At 72.2% G+C, this 18,896-nt stretch carries 17 protein-coding genes; 10 read left to right on the forward strand and 7 right to left on the reverse strand.

All coding sequences use genetic code 11. From position 1 onward, the window contains the following. Positions 1-32: 32 nt before the first annotated feature. The 3 genes from HW837_RS38250 to HW837_RS38260 are packed head-to-tail and all read right to left on the reverse strand — an operon-like array spanning position 33 to position 3,183. A complete protein-coding gene (locus HW837_RS38250) occupies positions 33-830 on the reverse strand; it encodes a sugar phosphate isomerase/epimerase family protein (RefSeq protein WP_196789939.1) in 798 nt (265 codons plus the stop codon). 38 nt (positions 831-868) lie between these two features. Further along, entirely contained in the window at positions 869-2,029 is a 1,161-nt protein-coding gene (locus HW837_RS38255; protein WP_045557664.1) for a dihydrodipicolinate synthase family protein, read from the reverse strand. Further along, positions 2,026-3,183: a Gfo/Idh/MocA family protein gene (locus HW837_RS38260; protein ID WP_045557665.1), complete on the reverse strand. Its 1,158-nt coding sequence runs from the start codon at positions 3,181-3,183 to the stop codon at positions 2,026-2,028. Before HW837_RS38260 ends, HW837_RS38255 begins: the two co-directional genes overlap by 4 nt. 238 nt (positions 3,184-3,421) lie before the next feature. On the opposite strand from HW837_RS38260, the gene HW837_RS38265 reads away from it, so the two are divergent. The 8 genes from HW837_RS38265 (at position 3,422) to HW837_RS38300 (ending at position 11,117) form a co-directional block, all read left to right on the forward strand. Beyond that, positions 3,422-4,465, forward strand: coding sequence for a LacI family DNA-binding transcriptional regulator (locus HW837_RS38265; RefSeq protein ID WP_045557784.1), 1,044 nt, complete (start codon positions 3,422-3,424; stop codon positions 4,463-4,465). 332 nt (positions 4,466-4,797) lie between these two features. Continuing rightward, positions 4,798-5,493 carry a hypothetical protein gene (locus HW837_RS38270; RefSeq protein WP_045557666.1) on the forward strand — a complete coding sequence of 232 codons (696 nt, stop codon included), beginning with the start codon at positions 4,798-4,800 and terminating at the stop codon, positions 5,491-5,493. Positions 5,494-5,593: 100 nt separating this feature from the next. Further along, positions 5,594-5,803, forward strand: a complete 210-nt coding sequence (locus HW837_RS38275) for a CsbD family protein (protein ID WP_045557667.1) — start codon at positions 5,594-5,596, stop codon at positions 5,801-5,803. A gap of 254 nt (positions 5,804-6,057) precedes the next feature. Continuing rightward, positions 6,058-7,053 (forward strand): iron-containing redox enzyme family protein, encoded by a 996-nt coding sequence (locus HW837_RS38280; RefSeq protein ID WP_193381066.1) that lies wholly within the window; start codon positions 6,058-6,060, stop codon positions 7,051-7,053. A gap of 137 nt (positions 7,054-7,190) precedes the next feature. After that, positions 7,191-7,427 carry a CDGSH iron-sulfur domain-containing protein gene (locus tag HW837_RS38285; protein ID WP_078853439.1) on the forward strand — a complete coding sequence of 79 codons (237 nt, stop codon included), beginning with the start codon at positions 7,191-7,193 and terminating at the stop codon, positions 7,425-7,427. Positions 7,428-7,448: 21 nt separating this feature from the next. Next, positions 7,449-8,975 carry an FAD-dependent oxidoreductase gene (locus HW837_RS38290; protein ID WP_193381065.1) on the forward strand — a complete coding sequence of 509 codons (1,527 nt, stop codon included), beginning with the start codon at positions 7,449-7,451 and terminating at the stop codon, positions 8,973-8,975. 145 nt (positions 8,976-9,120) lie between these two features. Then, positions 9,121-9,927: a sugar phosphate isomerase/epimerase family protein gene (locus HW837_RS38295; RefSeq protein WP_045557670.1), complete on the forward strand. Its 807-nt coding sequence runs from the start codon at positions 9,121-9,123 to the stop codon at positions 9,925-9,927. A 263-nt stretch (positions 9,928-10,190) separates the two neighbouring features. After that, entirely contained in the window at positions 10,191-11,117 is a 927-nt protein-coding gene (locus tag HW837_RS38300; protein ID WP_045557671.1) for an MHYT domain-containing protein, read from the forward strand. A 28-nt stretch (positions 11,118-11,145) separates the two neighbouring features. Here HW837_RS38300 and HW837_RS38305 read toward each other — a convergent pair whose 3' ends face one another. The 3 genes from HW837_RS38305 to aroA form a co-directional block, all read right to left on the reverse strand. Continuing rightward, the gene (locus HW837_RS38305; protein ID WP_193381064.1) at positions 11,146-11,796 is read right to left on the reverse strand and encodes a sugar O-acetyltransferase; all 651 of its coding nucleotides are present in this window, start codon (positions 11,794-11,796) and stop codon (positions 11,146-11,148) included. 71 nt (positions 11,797-11,867) lie between these two features. Then, the gene (locus HW837_RS38310) at positions 11,868-12,608 is read right to left on the reverse strand and encodes a Type 1 glutamine amidotransferase-like domain-containing protein (RefSeq protein WP_045557673.1); all 741 of its coding nucleotides are present in this window, start codon (positions 12,606-12,608) and stop codon (positions 11,868-11,870) included. Further along, positions 12,605-13,840, reverse strand: a complete 1,236-nt coding sequence (aroA, locus tag HW837_RS38315) for a 3-phosphoshikimate 1-carboxyvinyltransferase (RefSeq protein ID WP_045557786.1) — start codon at positions 13,838-13,840, stop codon at positions 12,605-12,607. Before aroA ends, HW837_RS38310 begins: the two co-directional genes overlap by 4 nt. 758 nt (positions 13,841-14,598) lie before the next feature. Here aroA and HW837_RS38320 point away from each other — a divergent pair. After that, positions 14,599-16,410, forward strand: coding sequence for a glycoside hydrolase family 3 protein (locus HW837_RS38320; protein WP_193382437.1), 1,812 nt, complete (start codon positions 14,599-14,601; stop codon positions 16,408-16,410). Between the two features lie 200 nt (positions 16,411-16,610). After that, complete coding sequence (locus HW837_RS38325; protein WP_045557675.1) at positions 16,611-17,276, forward strand: hypothetical protein; 666 nt, start codon at positions 16,611-16,613, stop codon at positions 17,274-17,276. 106 nt (positions 17,277-17,382) lie between these two features. Here HW837_RS38325 and HW837_RS38330 read toward each other — a convergent pair whose 3' ends face one another. Beyond that, the gene (locus HW837_RS38330; RefSeq protein ID WP_193381061.1) at positions 17,383-18,819 is read right to left on the reverse strand and encodes a S28 family serine protease; all 1,437 of its coding nucleotides are present in this window, start codon (positions 18,817-18,819) and stop codon (positions 17,383-17,385) included. Between the last annotated feature and the right edge of the window lie 77 nt (positions 18,820-18,896).

Below are 18,896 nucleotides of genomic sequence, written 5' to 3' on the forward strand. Positions count from 1 at the left end.
GCCGACCTCTCGCCCGGCTCGCCGCCGGAGGACTACGCCGCGTGCTCCACGAACCGCTGCGCCGTCTGCGTGAGCAGTTCGCGGCCGTCGCCCGACCACAGGTCGTCGTTGAAGAGTTCGACCTCGATGGGGCCCGTGTAGCCCGCCGCCTCGACGTAGGACTTCCACTCGCGCATGTCGATCGCGCCGTCGCCGATCTGGCCCCGGCCGGTCAGGACACCCTGCGGCAGCGGGGTGATCCAGTCGGCGAGCTGGAAGGTGTGGATGCGGCCGGTGGCGCCCGCGCGGGCGATCGCCGCCGGGGCCGTGTCGTCCCACCAGATGTGGTACGTGTCGACCGTCACGCCCACCTGGTCCGCCGGGAAGCGTTCCGCGATGTCCAGCGCCTGGGAGAGCGTCGACACCACGCAGCGGTCCGAGGCGAACATGGGGTGGAGGGGCTCGATCGCCAGACGGACGCCGTTCGAGGCCGCGTACGGGCCCAGCTCGGCGAGCGCGTCCGCGATGCGCTCCCGCGCGCCGTGCAGGTCCTTCGAGCCCGCCGGGAGGCCGCCCGAGACCAGGACGAGGGTGTCCGTGCCGAGCGTCGCCGCCTCGTCGATCGCCTTGCGGTTGTCGGCCAGCGCCGCCGCCCGCTCGGCCGGGTCGATCGCCGTGAAGAAGCCGCCCCGGCACAGGGTGGTGACCGTCAGGCCCGCGTCGCGAACCAGCTTGGCCGTCGCCTCCAGGCCGTACTCGGCCACCGGCTCACGCCACAGGCCCACCCCGGGGATGCCCAACTCGGTGCAGCCGTCGACCAGTTCGGGCATCGACAGCTGCTTGACCGTCATCTGGTTGATGGAGAAGCGCTCAAGTCCGCCGCCGGTGCTCACTGGTCCACTCCGTACAGGGAGAGCAGGTTCTTCATCCGGGCCTGGGCCAGCGCCGGGTCCGGGAACAGGCCCAGGCCGTCGGCGAGTTCGTAGGCCCGCGCGAAGTGCGGGAGGGAGCGGGCCGACTGGAGGCCGCCGACCATGGTGAAGTGCGACTGGTGGCCGGCCAGCCACGCCAGGAAGACCACGCCCGTCTTGTAGAAGCGGGTCGGGGTCTGGAAGAGGTGGCGGGACAGCTCGACGGTCGGGTCCAGGAGCTCCCGGAAGCCCTTCACGTCACCCGTGTCCAGGACGCGCACCGCCTGAGCCGCCAGCGGGCCCAGCGGGTCGAAGATGCCGAGCAGCGCGTGGCTGAAGCCCTTCTCGTCGCCCGCGATCAGCTCGGGGTAGTTGAAGTCGTCGCCGGTGTAGCAGCGGACGCCCTGCGGGAGCCGGCGACGGATGTCGATCTCGCGCTGGGCGTCCAGCAGGGAGACCTTGATGCCGTCGACCTTGTCGGGGTGGGCGGCGATCACGGCGAGGAAGGTCTCCGTGGCCGTGTCCAGGTCCGACGAGCCCCAGTAGCCCTCCAGCGCCGGGTCGAACATGGGGCCGAGCCAGTGCAGGACGACCGGCTCGGTGGCCTGGCGGAGCAGGTGGCCGTAGATCTCCAGGTAGTCCTCGGGGCCCGAGGCCGCCGCGGCCAGCGCCCGCGAGGCCATCAGGATCGCCTGGGCGCCCGACTCCTCGACGAGCGCCAGCTGCTCCTCGTACGCCTTGCGGATGTCCGCCAGGGAGGCCGACGCCGGGTCGGTGAGCTGGTCGGTGCCGACGCCGCAGGCGATCAGGCCGCCGACCGACTTCGCCTCGGCGGCGCTGCGGCGGATCAGCTCCGCCGCGCCCGCCCAGTCGAGGCCCATGCCGCGCTGCGCGGTGTCCATCGCCTCGGCGACGCCCAGGCCGTGCGACCACAGGTGGCGGCGGAAGGCGAGGGTGGCGTCCCAGTCGACGGCCGCGGGCGAGTCCGGGGACACGTCCGCGAAGGGGTCCGCGACGACGTGCGCCGCCGAGAAGACCGTACGGGAGGTGAGGGGGGTGCCCGGGGACACCGCCAGAGGTTCGGTACGCGGGGTGTAGGCCCGCAACTGCCCTTCTGGACCAGGGAGTTGGATCGTCACAGCTGGATCTCCGGTACGTCGAGACGGACGCCCTCGGCGGAGGACTTCAGGCCCAGTTCGGCGAGCTGGACGCCACGGGCGCCGGCCAGCAGGTCCCAGTGGTAGGGCGCGTCGGCGTAGACGTGCTTGAAGAACAGCTCCCACTGCGCCTTGAAGCCGTTGTCGAACTCGGCGTTGTCGGGCACCTCCTGCCACTGGTCGCGGAAGGAGTACGTGGCGGGGATGTCGGGGTTCCACACCGGCTTGGGCGTGGCGGAGCGGTGCTGGACGCGGCAGTTGCGCAGACCGGCTACCGCCGAGCCCTCGGTGCCGTCGACCTGGAACTCGACCAGCTCGTCGCGGTTGACGCGGACGGTCCAGGAGGAGTTGATCTGGGCGATCGCGCCGCCGTCCAGCTCGAAGATGCCGTACGCGGCGTCGTCGGCGGTGGCGTCGTAGGGCTTGTCCTGCTCGTCCCAGCGCTGCGGGACGTGCGTGGCGGTGAGGGCCTGGACGGACTTCACGCGGCCGAACAGCTCGTGCAGCACGTACTCCCAGTGCGGGAACATGTCAACGACGATGCCGCCGCCGTCCTCCGCGCGGTAGTTCCAGGAGGGGCGCTGGGCCTCCTGCCAGTCGCCCTCGAAGACCCAGTAGCCGAACTCGCCCCGGATGGAGAGGATCCGGCCGAAGAAGCCGCCGTCGATGAGGCGCTTGAGCTTCAGCAGGCCCGGCAGGAACAGCTTGTCCTGGACGACGCCGTGCTTGATGCCGGCGGCGTTCGCGAGCCGGGCCAGCTCCAGGGCGCCGTCGAGGCCGGTGGCGGTCGGCTTCTCGGTGTAGATGTGCTTGCCGGCGGCGATCGCCTTCTTGATCGCCTCCTCGCGGGCCGAGGTGACCTGGGCGTCGAAGTAGATCTCGACGGTCGGGTCCGCGAGGACCGCGTCGACGTCGGTGGAGACGTTCGCCGGGTCCAGGCCGTGCTGCTCGGCGAGCGCCTTGAGCGCGTGCTCGCGGCGGCCGACGAGGATCGGCTCCGGCCACAGCACGGTGCCGTCACCGAGGTCGAGACCGCCCTGCTCGCGGATGGCGAGGATCGAGCGGACGAGGTGCTGGCGGTAGCCCATGCGTCCCGTCACGCCGTTCATGGCGATCCGTACGGTTTTGCGTGTCACGGCCGGTTCCTTTCGTTGGTGTGCGTTCGTGTGTGCGTACGCGTCGGGCGCCGCGTACGCCCGACGAAAGGGTGAGCGTCACAGCAAGCGCTTTCTATTCGATAAGAAGCTAGCCTCTGAGCAGCGGTCTATACAAGACCGCGAGGGGGTCGAGTTGTTCGAGGGGGCGAACGGTGATCGCGGTCGTATGGTTCCCCGACAGCCCGAACTGGACGCGCACCCGGAGGACGAGAAAACGATGACTGTGACCCTGGCGGACGTGGCGGCCCGTGCGCAGGTGTCGCCGGCGACCGTCTCCCGGGTGCTCAACGGGAACTATCCGGTGGCCGCGTCCACGCGCGAACGGGTGTTGAAGGCCGTCGACGAGCTGGACTACGTCCTCAACGGCCCCGCGAGCGCGCTCGCCGCCGCCACCTCCGACCTGGTCGGCATCCTGGTGAACGACATCGCCGACCCCTTCTTCGGGATCATGGCCGCGGCGATCCAGTCCGAGATCGGCGGGCCCGGCGGGCGCGCGGGCGGGGAGCGGCTGGGTGTGGTGTGCAACACAGGCGGCTCCCCGGAGCGCGAGCTGACGTATCTCACGCTGCTCCAGCGGCAGCGGGCCGCCGCCGTGGTGCTGACCGGTGGGGCCATCGAGGATCCGGCGCATCTGGCCGCCGTCGGCAACAAGCTGCGGAAGCTGGCGGAGGCCGGGACGCGCGTGGTGCTGTGCGGGCGACCGCCCACGCCGGAGGCCATCGCGATCACGTTCGACAACCGGGGCGGCGGCCAGCTGCTCACCGAGCATCTGATCGGACTGGGTCACCGGCGGCTCGGGTACATCGCCGGGCCGGAGGAGCGGACGACGACCCGCCACCGGCTGGAGGGGCACCGGGCGGCGCTGGCGGCGGCCGGGATCGAGGACGATCCCCGGTGGACCGTGTACGGCCGCTACGACCGGCTCTCCGGGTACGAGGCGACGCTGGAGCTGTTGCGCCGGGACCCCTCGCTGACGGCCGTGGTCGCCGCCAACGACACGGTGGCGCTGGGCGCGTGCGCGGCGCTGCGGGACTCCGGGCTGCGGATCCCGGACGACGTGTCCGTGGCCGGCTTCGACGACCTGCCCTTCAGCATCGACGCGGTGCCGGCGTTGACGACGGTGCGGTTGCCGCTGTCGGACGCGGGGGCACGGGCCGGGCGGATCGCCATGGGCCGCGAGGAGCCGCCGCCGGGTGGGATCGCCACGGTGCGGGGGGAGTTGATGGTGCGGGGGTCCAGTGGGGTGCCTCGGAGGGACTGAGGGGGCGTCGGGGGGCGGGGGTGCGCCTCGGTGGGGGCGCGTGTGGGGTGGGGGGTTCGGGAGCGGGCGCGGGCTCGGTGGGGGCATTCGCGCAGTTCCCCGCGCCCCTGGAAAAGCAGGCCGCCGCACCACACGGTCGTGAGCGGGTGCGGGCTCGGTGGGGGTTTTCGCGCAGTTCCCCGCGCCCCTGGAAAAGCAGGCCGCCGCACCACACGGTCGTGAGCGAGGGCCGGTTTCTTGGGGGTTCTCGCGGCCCTGGGGGTCGGCGCGGTCGTGGTAGGTTCGCTCTCTTCTCCGGCGTGGCCGGACGGAGTCCCGTCAGGTGTGTCATCGTGACCGACCTCTCGGCCCATCTCCCGCAGCAGCGGCTCCAGGACGCGCTCGACACCTTGGACGCCGTCTTCGCGCCTCTCGCCAAGTCCTCGGTGCCCGTGGGCGGTTGCACCCACTGCTTCACCGAAGCCGAGCTCCACGTTCTTGCCGGTCCCGTGCGCGAGGTGCCGGACGAGTTGGTGTACTCCGTCGCGCACAAGGTGCCCGACCACTGGGATGACTTCCCCGCTCTGTACCGCCGGTTGACGCCCCGGATCGTCCGCCTCCTCGTCGCCGACCGGCTCGACCACGGCATGGTCGCCTCCCGGATGCTCAGCGCCAGGTGGCGCGACTGGCCCATGGTGGAGCGTCGGGCCTTGGAGGAGGTCTGGTACCCCTGGTGGCGGTCGGTCCTGCACGCCCACCCGGGCGTCGGACACGCCGCCGACGTACTGGAGACGCTCGCGGCCACGACGGGAACCCTCGGCCCCTGGCTCTCCATCTGGGCCCGGACCCGCACCGAGGCGGCGGACCTGCACCTCGGCGACGCACTCGACCGCTGGCTCGTCGAGGACGGGCTCGCCGACCTCCGCCTCGGCTTCTACGGCGAGACGCACGCCACGCCGGAACTGCTGCCGTGGCTGCTGTCGCTGGAGGAGGACCGCGTCGGGGCCGCCCGGCTGAGGGAGATCGAGCGGATCGCGTACGGCGGCTGAGCTCGGGCTTTCACGGACCGTGACGCTTCGACGCGCGAGCGTCACCGGTGCGCCGTACGTTGGGCGGGCAAGGCAGTACACCACCCACCAAGGAGTAACCATGGCCGCCAAGGACAAGGGCAGCATGGACAAGATCAAGGGCAAGGCCAAGGAGATGACCGGGAAGGTCACCGGCGACCGCACGCAGCAGGCCGAGGGCAAGATGCAGCAGGCACGCGGCGAGGCGAAGAAGATGAAGGGCAAGGCGCAGGAGCGCGTGCAGGAGCGTACGCAGCCGCAGCGGCCGGCGACGCGGCGCGCGGGCATCTGACGCCGACACGCGAGCATGCGGCGCCCGAGCGAGGGCGAGCGTGCGACGCCGCCGACGCGCGTGCTGAGCGCGTGACGCCGACGCGTGAGCGCGGCTGACGGCCGGGGCTGTGGCCCGCGGGCTTCGGCTCGTGGTCTGCCCCCGGTGGTCTCGCGGCAGTGCGGAGTGGAAGGGGGCTCTCCCGTGCGGGGAGCCCCCTTCGCCCGGTCCGGGCCGGCGGTGAGTAGACCGCGGTGCACGGGTACCCGGCGCGCATGGAGAGCCAGGTGGCAGGGCCGGTGTTGCCGGAGAGCAGGGGGAAGGTCTCCGCTGCCGTCATACGGTTCCTGCGGGGCGCGGGCGCGCCGCCCGAGAGCCGGGTGATCGCCGGGACGGACCCGTTCGGCGACGACCTCCAGCTCGCTCTCTACCTCTGCTACGAACTGCACTACCGGGGCTTCGCCGACGTCGACGCCGACCTCGAATGGGATCCGGAGCTGCTGCGGTGCCGGGCGGCCCTGGAGTGGCCGTTCCTCGAAAGCCTGCGTGACCGGGCGACGCGGCACGTGCGGGCCCAGGAGGCGTTGGACGACCTGCTCGTGGAGCCCGCGGGCGGCGACGAGGGCGGGGTGGGCGACTTCCTCCAGAACGAGGGCGAACTGTGGCAGGTGCGCGAGTACGCGGCCCAGCGCTCCCTCTACCACCTGAAGGAGGCCGACCCGCACGCCTGGGTGCTGCCCCGGCTGTGGGGGCGGGCCAAGGCGGGCATGGCCGCCGTCGAGTTCGACGAGTTCGGCGGGGGCCGGGCCGAGCGGGTGCACGCGCGCCTCTTCGCCGACCTCATGACCGACCTGGGACTCGACCCGGCGTACGGCCGGTACGTGGACGCCGCCGGTCCCGAGGCGCTCGCCCTGGTGAACCTGATGTCCCTCTTCGGTCTGCACCGGGCGCTGCGCGGCGCCCTGGTCGGACACTTCGCGACGGTCGAGATCACCTCCTCCCCCGGCTCCCGCCGGCTCGCCCGCGCCATGCGGCGCACCGGGGCCGGGGCCGCCGCCGAGCACTTCTACGACGAGCACGTCGAGGCCGACGCCGTGCACGAGCAGGTCGTACGACGGGAGGTCGTCGCCGGACTGCTGGAGGAGGAACCGGAGCTGGACGCCGACGTCGCCTTCGGCGTCGACGCCACCAACCACCTGGAGGACGCCCTCGCCGACCGACTCCTCGGCGCGTGGCGAGCGGGCCGGTCGTCACTCCGTACGCCGGTGTGAGGGGGCGGGCCGCCAGCCGGGGCGGCACCGGTCGAGGCAGCCGCTGATCCGGGGGCGGCAGGCCGTGGCACCGGGACCGCACCGGGACCGCATCGGACCGCGGCATCGTCGACGAGACCGGAGAGCTGGTGATCACCGTGTCGGACCCGCCCGTCGAACGTCGTCGTGTCGCTCTGCAGCGGCCCGGGCCGTTGTTGGTCGAGGGGCCCGTCGAGGTGGTCCTGGAGGACGGGACGACCGTGTCCTCGGACCGCTTCTGCGTGGCGCTGTGCACCTGTCGCCGCAGCCGTATCTACCCCTGGTGCGACACCAGCCACCGGCGCCGTGAACGCGGCTCCGACAACCACCGCCGCAGTCAGCCGCCGCCCGACTGAAACTGAAGGGACCGCCGAGTCATGCAGCCACAGCAGCCCGCGCAGAAGTCGTACTGGATCGAGAGCGCGCCGCAGGAGGGCGCGTACCCGGCGCTGGACGGGGAGCTGGTCGTCGACGTGGCGGTGGTCGGGGCGGGGATCGCCGGGATCAGCACGGCGTGGGAGCTGGCGCGGCGGGGGCGGCGGGTGGCCCTGCTGGAGGCGGACCGTGTGGCCGCCGGCGTCACCGGGCACACGACCGCCAAGGTGACCGCGCAGCACACGCTGATCTACGACCGGCTGCGGCGGACCCGGGGCGCCGAGGCCGCCGCGCTGTACGCGCGCTCACAGACCGAGGCGATCCGGCACGCCGCCGAGGTGGTGGAGGAACTGGGGATCGCCTGCGACTGGGAGGACGCGGCGTCCTACACCTACGCCGAGGACGAGAGCGGTGTCGCGGAGCTGCGGGCCGAGGCGGAGGCGGCGCGCGAGGCCGGGCTGCCCGCCGAGTTCGTGACGGAGACGGGGCTGCCGTTCCCGGTCGCGGGGGCGGTGCGCGTGGCGGAGCAGGCGCAGTTCCACCCCCGCAGGTATCTGCTCGCCCTGGTGGACGACCTGGTGCGGCAGGGCGCGGCGGTGCACGAGGGGACGCGGGTGGTGCGGCTGAAGGAGGGGACGCCGTGCCGGCTGACGACCGAGGCGGGGTTCGCGGTGACCGCCCGGGACGTCGTGATCGCCACGCACTACCCCGTCTTCGACCGGGCGTTGCTCTTCACCCGGCTCTCCGCGCGCCGCGAACTCGTCCTCGCCGCGCCGATCCCGGCCGACGCCGACCCGCACGGCATGTACATCACGCAGGAGCAGCGCACCCGCTCGGTGCGGACCGCCCCGTACGACGAGGGCCGGCGGCTGCTGATCGTCACCGGGGAGCACTTCACCCCGGGCACCGCCGAGGTCGACGAACGGTTCGGGCTGCTGGCGGACTGGGCCACCGAACGTTTCGGTCCCCTCGACTTCACCCACCGCTGGGCCACCCAGGACAACGACTCCACCGACTCCGTCCCCCTCGTCGGGCCCTTCCACGCGGGCAGCCGGCACAGCTGGGTGGCGACCGGGTTCGGCGGCTGGGGCATGAGCGGCGGCATCATGGCCGGTCGGCTGCTGGCCGAGCAGATCACCGGGCACAAGTCGCCGTGGAGCGATCTGTACGACCCGCGCCGGGTGCTCAGCGCGATGCGGGAGGCGCCGAGTTTCCTCAAGCACCAGGCACAGGTGGCGCGGCACTTCGTCGGCGACCGGATCGGCGCGGCCGGGGGCGGTTCCGTGGAGGCCATCGCCCCCGGGGACGGCGCGGTCGTCCGGGTCGGCGGCCATCTGTGCGCGGTCCACCGCGACGAGGCCGGCTCGCTCCACGCCGTCTCCGCCCGCTGCACCCACATGGGCTGCCTGGTCGGCTTCAACCGCGCCGAACGCGCCTGGGAGTGCCCCTGCCACGGCTCCCGCTTCGACACCGAGGGCCGCATCGTCCAAGGCCCGGCGACGAAGCCGTTGGAGCGGCGGGACCTCTGAGGTGCCGGGGCCTTCGGGGCGGCGGGGCACGGGTGGACCTGGCACGGGTGGACCTGACCGGCCGGGACCTGACCGGCCGGGACCGGCGGTCGGGGCCGTGGGCGGGGTGCCCCGCCGGCCCGGCCGACGTGTACGGTCCGAAGGCATGAAACTCGCGTTCTCCACCCTCGGTGTCCCCGGTCTCCCCATCGCCGACGTCGTACGGCTCGCCGCGACCCACGGCTATCACGGCGTCGAACTCCGCGCCCATCCCGAGGAGCCGGTGCATCCGGGCATCGGGGCCGACGAACGGGCCGAGGTGGCGGCCGAGTTCAAGGCGGCGGGCGTGGAGATCCTCGGTCTCGCCGGGTACGCGCGGGTCGCCGCGCCGGGCGAGGACGGCCCCGTGCTGGACGAGATCCGCGCCCTGCTCGACCTGGCCCGGGACCTGGGCGCCCCCTTCGTCCGGGTGTTCCCCGGCGCCGACCCGGCCGGCGGCCAGAGCGCGGACGAGGCCGACGCGATCGCCGCCCGCCGCCTCGGCACGGCGGCGGAGGACGCGGCCGACCGGGGCGTGCGCGTCCTGCTGGAGACGCACGACTCGCACCGCACCGGCGCCGACGCGATCCGGGTGCTCGGTCCGGTCGGCCACGGCAGCGTCGGCTCGCTCTGGGACGTGATGCACACCTGGCTCGGCGGCGAACAGCCCGCCGAGTCCTACGCCGCCCTCTCCCCCTTCCTCGGCTACGTCCAGGTCAAGGACATCGCCTCCGCCGAGGACACCACCCCGCTGGCACTCGGCGCGGGGGTCCTCCCGCTCGGCGAGTGCGTCGAGCTCCTCTCCCGCAAGGACTGGGACGGGTGGCTGTGCTGGGAGTACGAGAAGCGGTGGTACGAGGGCGCCGCGCCGCTGCCGGAGCTGCTGGCGGCGGGTCGGGAGCACCTCGGACGGCTCCTCAACGACGCGGCGTGACGTCGGCGGCCTCGCGCACCTCTCGGCACCCCCGTAAAGACTGCCCGTAATGCAGTGGCCTGAGCTTGAAAACTCAAGCTCAGGCCTTGTGCGCCACGGATTTTGACCACGAATCAGTATCGAGTCACCCAAAGTCGATCACCCGCCGAACAGATACCGACAGTAACTCTTGGAAAACGGAGCGCTGCGGTACGCGCTTGCACCAGACTTGCCTCCCGCACCAGCCCATGCACAACTGGCCATGTATCGGGGGGATTTGGCATATGCAAGGCACGGTCGACGGTTTCAGCTACGGTGCGGTCACTCCGGTGGCCGCCTATGTCATGGCCTGCCTGGGCGCCGCGCTCGGACTGCGCTGCGTGGTCAGGTCGGTCTACAACGAGCGCTCCTGGAAGCCCGGTTGGCTGGCCCTGGGAGCCGCCTGCATCGGCTGCGGCATCTGGACGATGCACTTCATCGCGATGGTCGGCTTCCGGGTGGAGGAGAGCCCCATCCACTACGACGTCGGGCTGACGGTGCTCAGCCTCGTCGTCGCCATCACCGTCGTCGGCATCGGGGTCTTCGCCGTGGGCTACCGCGGTGTCAGCACGGCCACCCTCTGCGCGGCGGGATCCGTGACGGGCCTCGGGGTGGCCGCCATGCACTATCTGGGCATGGCCGCCATCCAGTTGAACGGCTACATCCAGTACGACATCACCGTCGTCGCCCTCTCCGTCGTCATCGCCATCGTCGCCGCGACCGCCGCGCTCTGGGCGGCCGTGTCGATCCGGGGGTTCGTCACCAGTCTCGGGGCCAGCCTGGTGATGGGGGTCGCCGTGTCCGGCATGCACTACACCGGCATGGCCGCCGTGGGGGTGCACCTGCACGGCACGACCGGCGGGACGATCACCGGCGAGTCGCCCACGACGATCCTGCTGCCCATGCTCATCGGCCCGGTCATCTTCCTGCTCCTCGCGGGCGTGGTCGTGATGTTCGACCCGATGCTCGTCCTGGGCGAGGGCGACTGGGACCGCACGGCCGGCCGGAAGCCGGAGCGGCAGCGGCCGGAACCCCGGCAGCCCTGGCGGGCCGACCGCCCCGACGTCCCGCTCCAGCACCCCGACGACTCCTCCCCGGGGTCCCTCTTCGAACCCCAGACCCGCGCCCCCGGCCGGCAGCAGGGCGGGGGGCGGCGCGTCCAGGAATGGTGAGGTGAGGTGACGGTCGGCCGGAAGGGGCCTAACTCCCTGGCGCGGTACGGGTGGTGCCGGTGCGGGGGGTGCCGGTACGGGCGGTGGCGGTACGGGTGGTGAGGTCCTCGTCCGTGATGGCGCGGACCACCCGGCACGGTGCGCCGAGCGCGACGGACATCGGGGGGATGCCGCGGCTGACGACGCTTCCGGCGCCGATGACCGAGCCGTAGCCGATACGGACCCCGGGCAGGACGACCGCGTTACTGCCGATCCACACCTTGTCCTCGATCACGATCGGCTCGGAGAACCTGCCGAAGTCCGCGCGGCGCGAGGGGTGCACGGGATGGCCCGTCGTCGTCAGCGTCACGCTGGGTGCGATCATGACGCCGTCGCCTATGCGGATGTCCACGTCGTCGACGAACGTCAGGTTCACGTTGCCGAAGAAGTCGTCACCTATGTGGACGTTGCTGCCGAAGCCCGCGTGGAACGGCGGCAGCAGCACCGTGCGTGCACCGACCGACCCGAAGATCTCGACGAGCAGCGCGCGACGCCGCTCCGCCTCGCCCGGTGGGGTCCTGTTGTACTCGAAGATCTGGTCCGTGCGCCGCCGGGGCGCCTGGAAGGCCGCCTCGGACTCGGTGTAGACGAGCCCCTCGGCGATCCGGGCCAGCACCTCTTCCTCATGAGAACCCGACACTGCGGAACACTCCTTCCTCGTACCACTCGTAGTGCTGCCACCGGCGTGGTGCGGCTGTCGGCGTGGTGCCGCTAGCGGCGCGGCTCGGGCAGGAGGCGGGGGGATATCCGTTCCTCCACCGCCGTGGCACCCTCGCGCCGGACCACGTACGCCCCCTTGCCCGGGACTTCGGCGACCGCCTCCACCAGGCGCGTGCCCCGGTAGACGAGCCCGACCCCGTCGTCGGTGCAGTGGGTCTCCGGGAGCGTGCCGTCGGCGACGAGGCTGTGGACGAGGGGGCGGCGGCCCTCGTCACTGTCGTAGTGGACGCCGTTGCCGTACGGGAGGTACGCCAGCGCGTCCGTCACCGGGCGGAGCGTCGGGCCGAAGGAGTCCGTCGTCCCGCCCCGGAACCAGCAGATGGAGCCCGCGCTGACGCCGCTCAGCACGACACCGGCCCGCCAGGCGCGGCGCAGTACGCGGTCGAGGCCGTGGACGCGCCAGACCGCGAGCAGGTTGGCGACCGAGCCGCCCATGACCCACACGACGTCCTGGGCGAGGACGGCCGACTCGATGTCCTCGATGTTGGGCATCGGGAAGAGCGCGAGCGGGGTCAGATCGAAGCCCGCGACGCGCGCGGCCTCGCTCATGCGCGCCGTCATGTGCTCGGAGTCGCCGACGGCCGTCCCGATGTACATGACCTTCGGCCGCCGCCCGTGCACCCCCGACAGTTCCACGGCGTGGTGCACGAGCGAATGGAAGGTCACCCGGGTGCGGTCACCGATGCGGTGGCCTCCCGAGGTCGCGACGATGGTGGGCTCCGGAGCGGTCATGTACCGGAGGGTAGCGGGAGCGCCTCGAACGCCTCGTGGAAGGCCGGGAACGTCTTGCGCACGCACCCCGGGTCGTCGAAGGTGATGCCCGGGGTGCGCAGGCCGGTCACGGCGAAGGACATGACGATGCGGTGGTCGCCGTGGGTCCTGATCTCCGCGCCACGCGGGGTGCCGGGACGGATCTCGATCCAGTCGGCGCCGGTCGTCACGTCCACCCCCAGGCGGCTGAGGTTCTCCGCGCAGGCCTCCAGGCGGTCGCACTCCTTCACCCGGGTGTTGGCGACGTCCTCGATCCGCACCGGGCCCGAGGCGAAGGGGGCGATCGCGGCGAGGGTCGGCATGGTGTCGGAGATGTCCCGCATGTTGACGGTGACACCGCGCAGTTCGCCGGTGCCCGTCACCGTGGTGCGGTCGTCGCCCACCTCCACCCGCGCGCCCATCCGCCGCAGCACCTCGACGAAGCCGAGGTCGCCCTGGAGCGCGCCCGCGCCGAGACCGGGGACGGTCACCTCGCCGCCGGTGAGGGCTGCGGCCGCGAAGAAGTAGCTCGCGGTGGAGGCGTCGGGTTCGATCGGGTAGGTGGTGGCCCGGTAGCCGCCGGGCGGGACGACGTACGTGTCCCCCTCGCGGCCGACCTCCACGCCGAACGCGCGCATCATCGCGAGCGTGATCTCCACGTACGGCACGGAGACCAGGTCGGTGACGGTGATGCGCAGGCCGGTGCAGGTGAGCGGGCCGAGCAGGAGCAGGGCGGTCAGGTACTGGGAGGACTGGCCGGCGTCCAGTACGACCTCGCCGCCGTCTACGCCGTCGGCGGTGACCGTGAGGGGGTGGTGGCCCTCCGCCTCCTCGTGCCGCAGGTCCACGCCGAGGTCGCGCAGGGCGCGGGTGAGCGGCAGGAGGGGGCGGCGGCGCATCTGGGGGGAGGCGTCGAAGCGGTACGTGCCGTGGCCGGCGGCGGCGAGGGTCGGCAGGAAGCGGGCGGTGGTGGCGCCGTCCCTGCAGTACACGTCGGCCTCCGGGACGGCGGGGCCCTGGGGGCGGCCGTCGACCTGCCAGGTGTCCGGGGTGCGGCCGACGCGGTAGCCGAGGCGGGCGAGGCCCTCCGCGAAGCCTTCCGTGTCGTCGGACCTGAGGGGGCGCACGAGGGTGGTGACTCCGTCGGCGGCGGCGGCGAGGAAGAGGGCGCGGGCGGTGAGGGACTTGGAACCGGGGATGTCGACGGTCGGCATGCGGGTCATGGTGAACGGTGGGGTGGGGTGGGTGCGGATGTGTCCGGGTCGTGGGACGGGGCGGGGGGCGCCTAAAAGCCCGGGGGTTCGGGTGCGTCGGCGGCTGCGGGTCCGGTGGGGCTTCTCGCGCAGTTCCCCGCGCCCCTGAAAAGCATCAGGCCCCGCGCGCCTGAAAGGCCGACGGGGTGATGTGGGGGCGCCTAAAAGCCCGGGGGGCTCGGGTGCGTCGGCGGCTGCGGGTCCGGTGGGGGTTGCTCGCGCAGTTCCCCGCGCCCCTGAAAGACCAGGCCCCTGCGGGCCTGGAAGACCACGGCCCTGCGGGCCTGAAAAGCACGGGGCGCAGCCCCTGTTTTTCAGGGGCGCGGGGAACTGCGCGAGCGACCCCCACCCACCCGCGCCCGCCGACGAACCCGCCACCCCCGAGTTCCCAGGCGCCCCACCCACCCCACCCGTGCCGAATTTCAGAAACCCGCCCCTCCCCGGGAACCCGAATCCACCCCACCCCGTCCAACCCCCATGCCGCCGGATGAGTCTCCGCAGTGCGGTGTCGGCCTCGCTGCTGGCTGCGAACGCTGACCAACCCTCTCCGCCGCCTGCGGCCGGCCGCACGCCGTCACCGGCGCGCCCCCCTCCACAGCGCCGGTGACGGCCCCTCAGCACCCCTCCGCACGCGTCGCGTTCCCTTGACCGGAAGAAACTTCCCGGATAATCGTGACACCTTGGAAGTTTCCTTCAGTCCTCCGGAAGGAGCGACGCACGTGCCCTCCAGACGTACCGTTCTCGCCGCCACCGCAGGCGTCACCTCCGCCCTGGCCCTCGGCACCGACGCCCAGGCAGGCCCCCTCCCCCACGAAACCCGCGACGGCAAGCTCCGCGCCCTCGTCTCGCGCATGAGCCTCGAAGAGAAGGTCGGCCAGCTCTTCGTCATGCGGGTCTACGGGCACTCGGCGACCGCCCCGGACCAGGCCGACATCGATGCCAACCTCCAGGAGCTGGGCGTACGCACGGCCGCCGAGCTGCTGGAGAAGTACCGGGTCGGCGGGATCATCTACTTCTCCTGGGCGCACAACACCCGCGACCCGCACCAGATCGCCGCCCTGTCCAACGGCATCCAGCGCGCCTCCCTCGCCCTCCCCCGGGGCCTGCCCGTCCTGATCTCCACCGACCAGGAACACGGCATCGTGGCCCGCGTCGGCGAACCCGCCACGCTGCTGCCGGGCGCGATGGCCCTCGGCGCCGGCGGCTCCCGCGCGGACGCCCGCGAGGCCGGGCGCGTCGGTGGAGCCGAGCTGCGGGCGATCGGGATCCGGCAGGACTACGCCCCCGTCGCCGACGTGAACGTCAACCCGGCCAACCCGGTCATCGGCGTACGCTCCTTCGGCGCCGACCCGGAGGCGGTCGCCGGGCTGGTCGCCGCGCAGGTGAAGGGGTACCAGGGGGCGGGGGTCGCGGCGACGGCCAAGCACTTCCCGGGCCACGGGGACACGGCCGTCGACAGCCACTACGGCTTCCCGGTCATCGGGCACACCCGCGAACAGTGGACGGCCCTGGACGCCCCGCCGTTCCGCGCCGCGATCCGGGCCGGCATCGACTCGATCATGACCGCGCACATCATGGTCCCGGCCCTGGACCCCTCCGGCGACCCGGCCACCCTCTCCCGCCCGATCCTCACCGGGATCCTGCGCGAACAGCTCGGCTACGACGGGGTCGTGGTCACCGACTCGCTCGGCATGCAGGGCGTGCGGGAGAAGTACGGGGACGACCAGGTGCCGGTGCTGGCGCTGAAGGCGGGCGTGGACCAGCTCCTCAACCCGCCGTCGATCGACGTGGCGTGGAACGCGGTCCTCGCCTCCGTACGCGCCGGCGACCTGACCGAGGCGCGGCTCGACGAGTCGGTCCTGCGCATCCTGCGGCTCAAGGCGAAGCTCGGGCTGTTCGAGCGGCCGTACGTGAGCGACGCCGGTGTCGACCGGGTCGTGGGGATCCGGCGGCATCTGGAGACCGCCGACCGGATCGCCGAACGGACCACCACCCTCCTGGTCAACGAGGGTGCGCTGCTGCCGCTGTCCCGGCGTACACACCGGAACGTGCTGGTGGTCGGCGCCGACCCGGCCTCCCCGTCGGGCACCACGGGACCGCCGACGGCCGTCCTCGCCGCCGAACTCACCGCCCTGGGCTTCACGGCGACCCGCCTGTCGACCGGTACGGCCCCCACCGAGGCCCTCGTCGACCGGGCCGTGGCGGCGGCCGGAGGCAAGGACGCCGTGGTGGTGGCGACGTACAACGTGACGGCGGACAGCACCCAGCGGACCCTGGTCGCGCGGCTGCTGGCCACCGGGGTGCCGGTGGTGGCCGTCGCGATCCGCAACCCGTACGACGTGGCCCAACTCCCGCAGGTGAAGGGCTACTTGGCGGCGTACTCCTGGACGGATGTCGAGGTGCGGGCGGCGGCGCGGGTGCTGGCCGGGCGGGTGGCGCCGCGCGGGAGGCTGCCGGTGCCGGTGCAGCGGGCCGACGACCCGGCGAAGGTGCTGTTTCCGGTGGGGCACGGCCTGACGTACGGGCCCTGACACACGCCACCGGTGTACGGCACTGGTGTACGGCACTGGTGTACGGCCCTGACCTGCGGACCCCGGTGTAAGACCGCTGGCGTACGGGGTCTACGCCGCACTCCTCGCCCACCACCCCCAACAGGCGCAAAGCACACGGTATGTCTGGCGTGGCCCCCGGCGCGGGGTCACGCTGGACGGGGGTTCGTCGGGGGGTTGTCATGCGACGGGTGTGTCTCGTTCGACAGGTGTGCACAGGGGTGCTCGCCACCGTCGTCCTGCTCGCCCTCGCGGCGCTCTGCGGATGTCAGGCCTGGCCGGGCGGGGACGGCCAGGAATCGGAGGAGCGGGCGGCCGCGACCACGACCGGCACCCCGACCCGGCCGGCCGGGTACGGGACGGTGTTCCTCGGGGTCGACGAGTGCAGTTCGTTCGGCACGACGAGTTTCACCGAGGTGCCCTGTGCGAGCGAGCGGGCCGCCGCCCGGGTCGTGGCGCGGCACGACGGCCGGGCCGGCCAGGGGCCGCTGTGTCCGCCGACCACCGACTTCGTCCTCCACATCAGCGAGTCCACCGACGAGCAGGACGGCTACGACGAGGACGGCGACGGTTCCGTGCCGCAGGGCTACGCCTGTATGCGGGGGCTCCAGCCGCCGCACCCGGGCGACCCCGGTGGCGGTGGCGGCCCCCGCACCATCGTCGGCGACTGCGTCTACAGCGCCGGCCGGGGCGAGGTCCGTGAGACCGCCTGCGACGGCGGCGGCAGGCACGCTCCCGACTACGAGGTGACGACGGCCGTCGACAGCGAGGCACAGTGTCCGGCCGGAACCGATCTGTACGTGCGGCTGGGCGGCAGCCGGCCGGTGGGGTGCGCGTTGCCGGTGTGACAGACGCCGAACCCGGGGCCGCTGTTCGGCGGGCCCGGGGCTCGGCTGCTGTGCTGCTGTACTGCTGTGCTGCTGTGCTGCTGTGCTGCTGTACTGCTCAGGCGTCCTACGGCCGCAGCGCGGGCTCCCGCTCGACGTCACGCTTGTCGAGCTTGGAGTCGAACTTCGCCAGCGGCTTGGCCTTGCTCGGGTCCTGCTGAACGGCGGCCGGGGCAACCCCCGCCCACTTCAGGATCCGGGCCGTGGCCAGGTCCTTCTGCGCCTCGACGAGACCGGCGACGTTGGCACCGTGGTTAGCGCCGGGGGCCGTGAACACGTACGAGTCGCGGGCCTTCTTGCCCAGGTGGAACGGCTCGGCGCCCCACGGGTCGTTCTGCCCGTAGACGAAGAGCATCTGCTTGGCGTTGTTCCGCACCCAGGTGTCGACGTCGCGCATGGCGTACGGCTGGAACTTCATCTTGATGTCCCGGGGCACGAAGTTCCGGGGCGGCTGGTAGCCGTAGCGGATGTACTTCTTCTCGATGTGCGGGAACTTGATCGTGGGCGCGCCCAGCTGCGTACCGGCCTGGTAGAAGTACGGCGTGTACGGCGTGAGGCCCTGGTCGGTGTAGAAGGAGAAGCCGGAGATCGTGTCGATGGACGTCCAGATCTCGTCGTCCGTGGCCTTCTTGGCGTCCTTCGGGATGACGTCGCTGTCGCAGTCGGCGAGCAGGCTGTACTGCCAGAAGCCCCACACGTAGTCGAGGACGACGGCCTCGTACGCCTTGTCGAGGCTGCCGATCGTGTCGAACGTGTAGCCCTCGGCGGCGGCGACCTCCGCGTACTTCTTCTCCAGCGGCGCGCGGCGGACGAGCGCCTCGCGCTGCACCGCGTTCAGCCGGTCGCGGCACTCCTTGGTGCCGACCTTGGCGAAGAACCGGTCGTACGCCGAGTCCTCCTTGTTGACGACGTCGTTGGGGGCGACGTACGCGACGACGCCGTCCATGTCCTTCGGGTAGAAGCGCTCGTAGTAGGTGGCCGTCATGCCGCCCTTGGAGCCGCCGGTGGAGATCCACTTCTTGCCGTAGATCTTCTTCAGCGCCTTGAAGATCCGGTGCTGGTCGCCGGCCGCCTGCCAGATGTCGAGCTTGGACCAGTCGGCCGGGTCGGGCCGGGACGGGCTGAAGAAGCGGTACTCCATGGAGACCTGGTTGCCGTCCACGATCTGCGTGGGCTCACGGCGGCCGGGGTTGGTGGAGACGTTGTAGCCGCCGGTGTAGAAGACCGTCGGGCGGGCCGTGTCCTTGTGCAGCACCGTGATCCGCTGCTGGAACGTGCCCTTGGACGGGTGACGGTGGTCCACGGGCTGGGTGAAGCCCAGGACGAAGAAGCGGTAACCGGGGTACGGCTTCTCCTCGATGAGGCTCACGCCCGGTATCGCGAGCAGTCGGTCCTTGATGTCGGCGGTGCCCGACGACGACCCGGCGGCGTTGGCCGCCCCCGCCGTGCTCAGTGTGCCGATGAGCACCACGAGCGACAGCACCCACCTGAGTGCTTTGCGCATGCGTTTCTCCCCTATGCAGCGGCTGTGCGCCGGAAGCTATCGGAGCGGCCGCCGGGGCACCAGGGAAGAAAGGGGCC

The organism is Streptomyces caniscabiei, assembly GCF_014930365.1.
Taxonomy (GTDB): Bacteria; Actinomycetota; Actinomycetes; order Streptomycetales; family Streptomycetaceae; genus Streptomyces; species Streptomyces caniscabiei.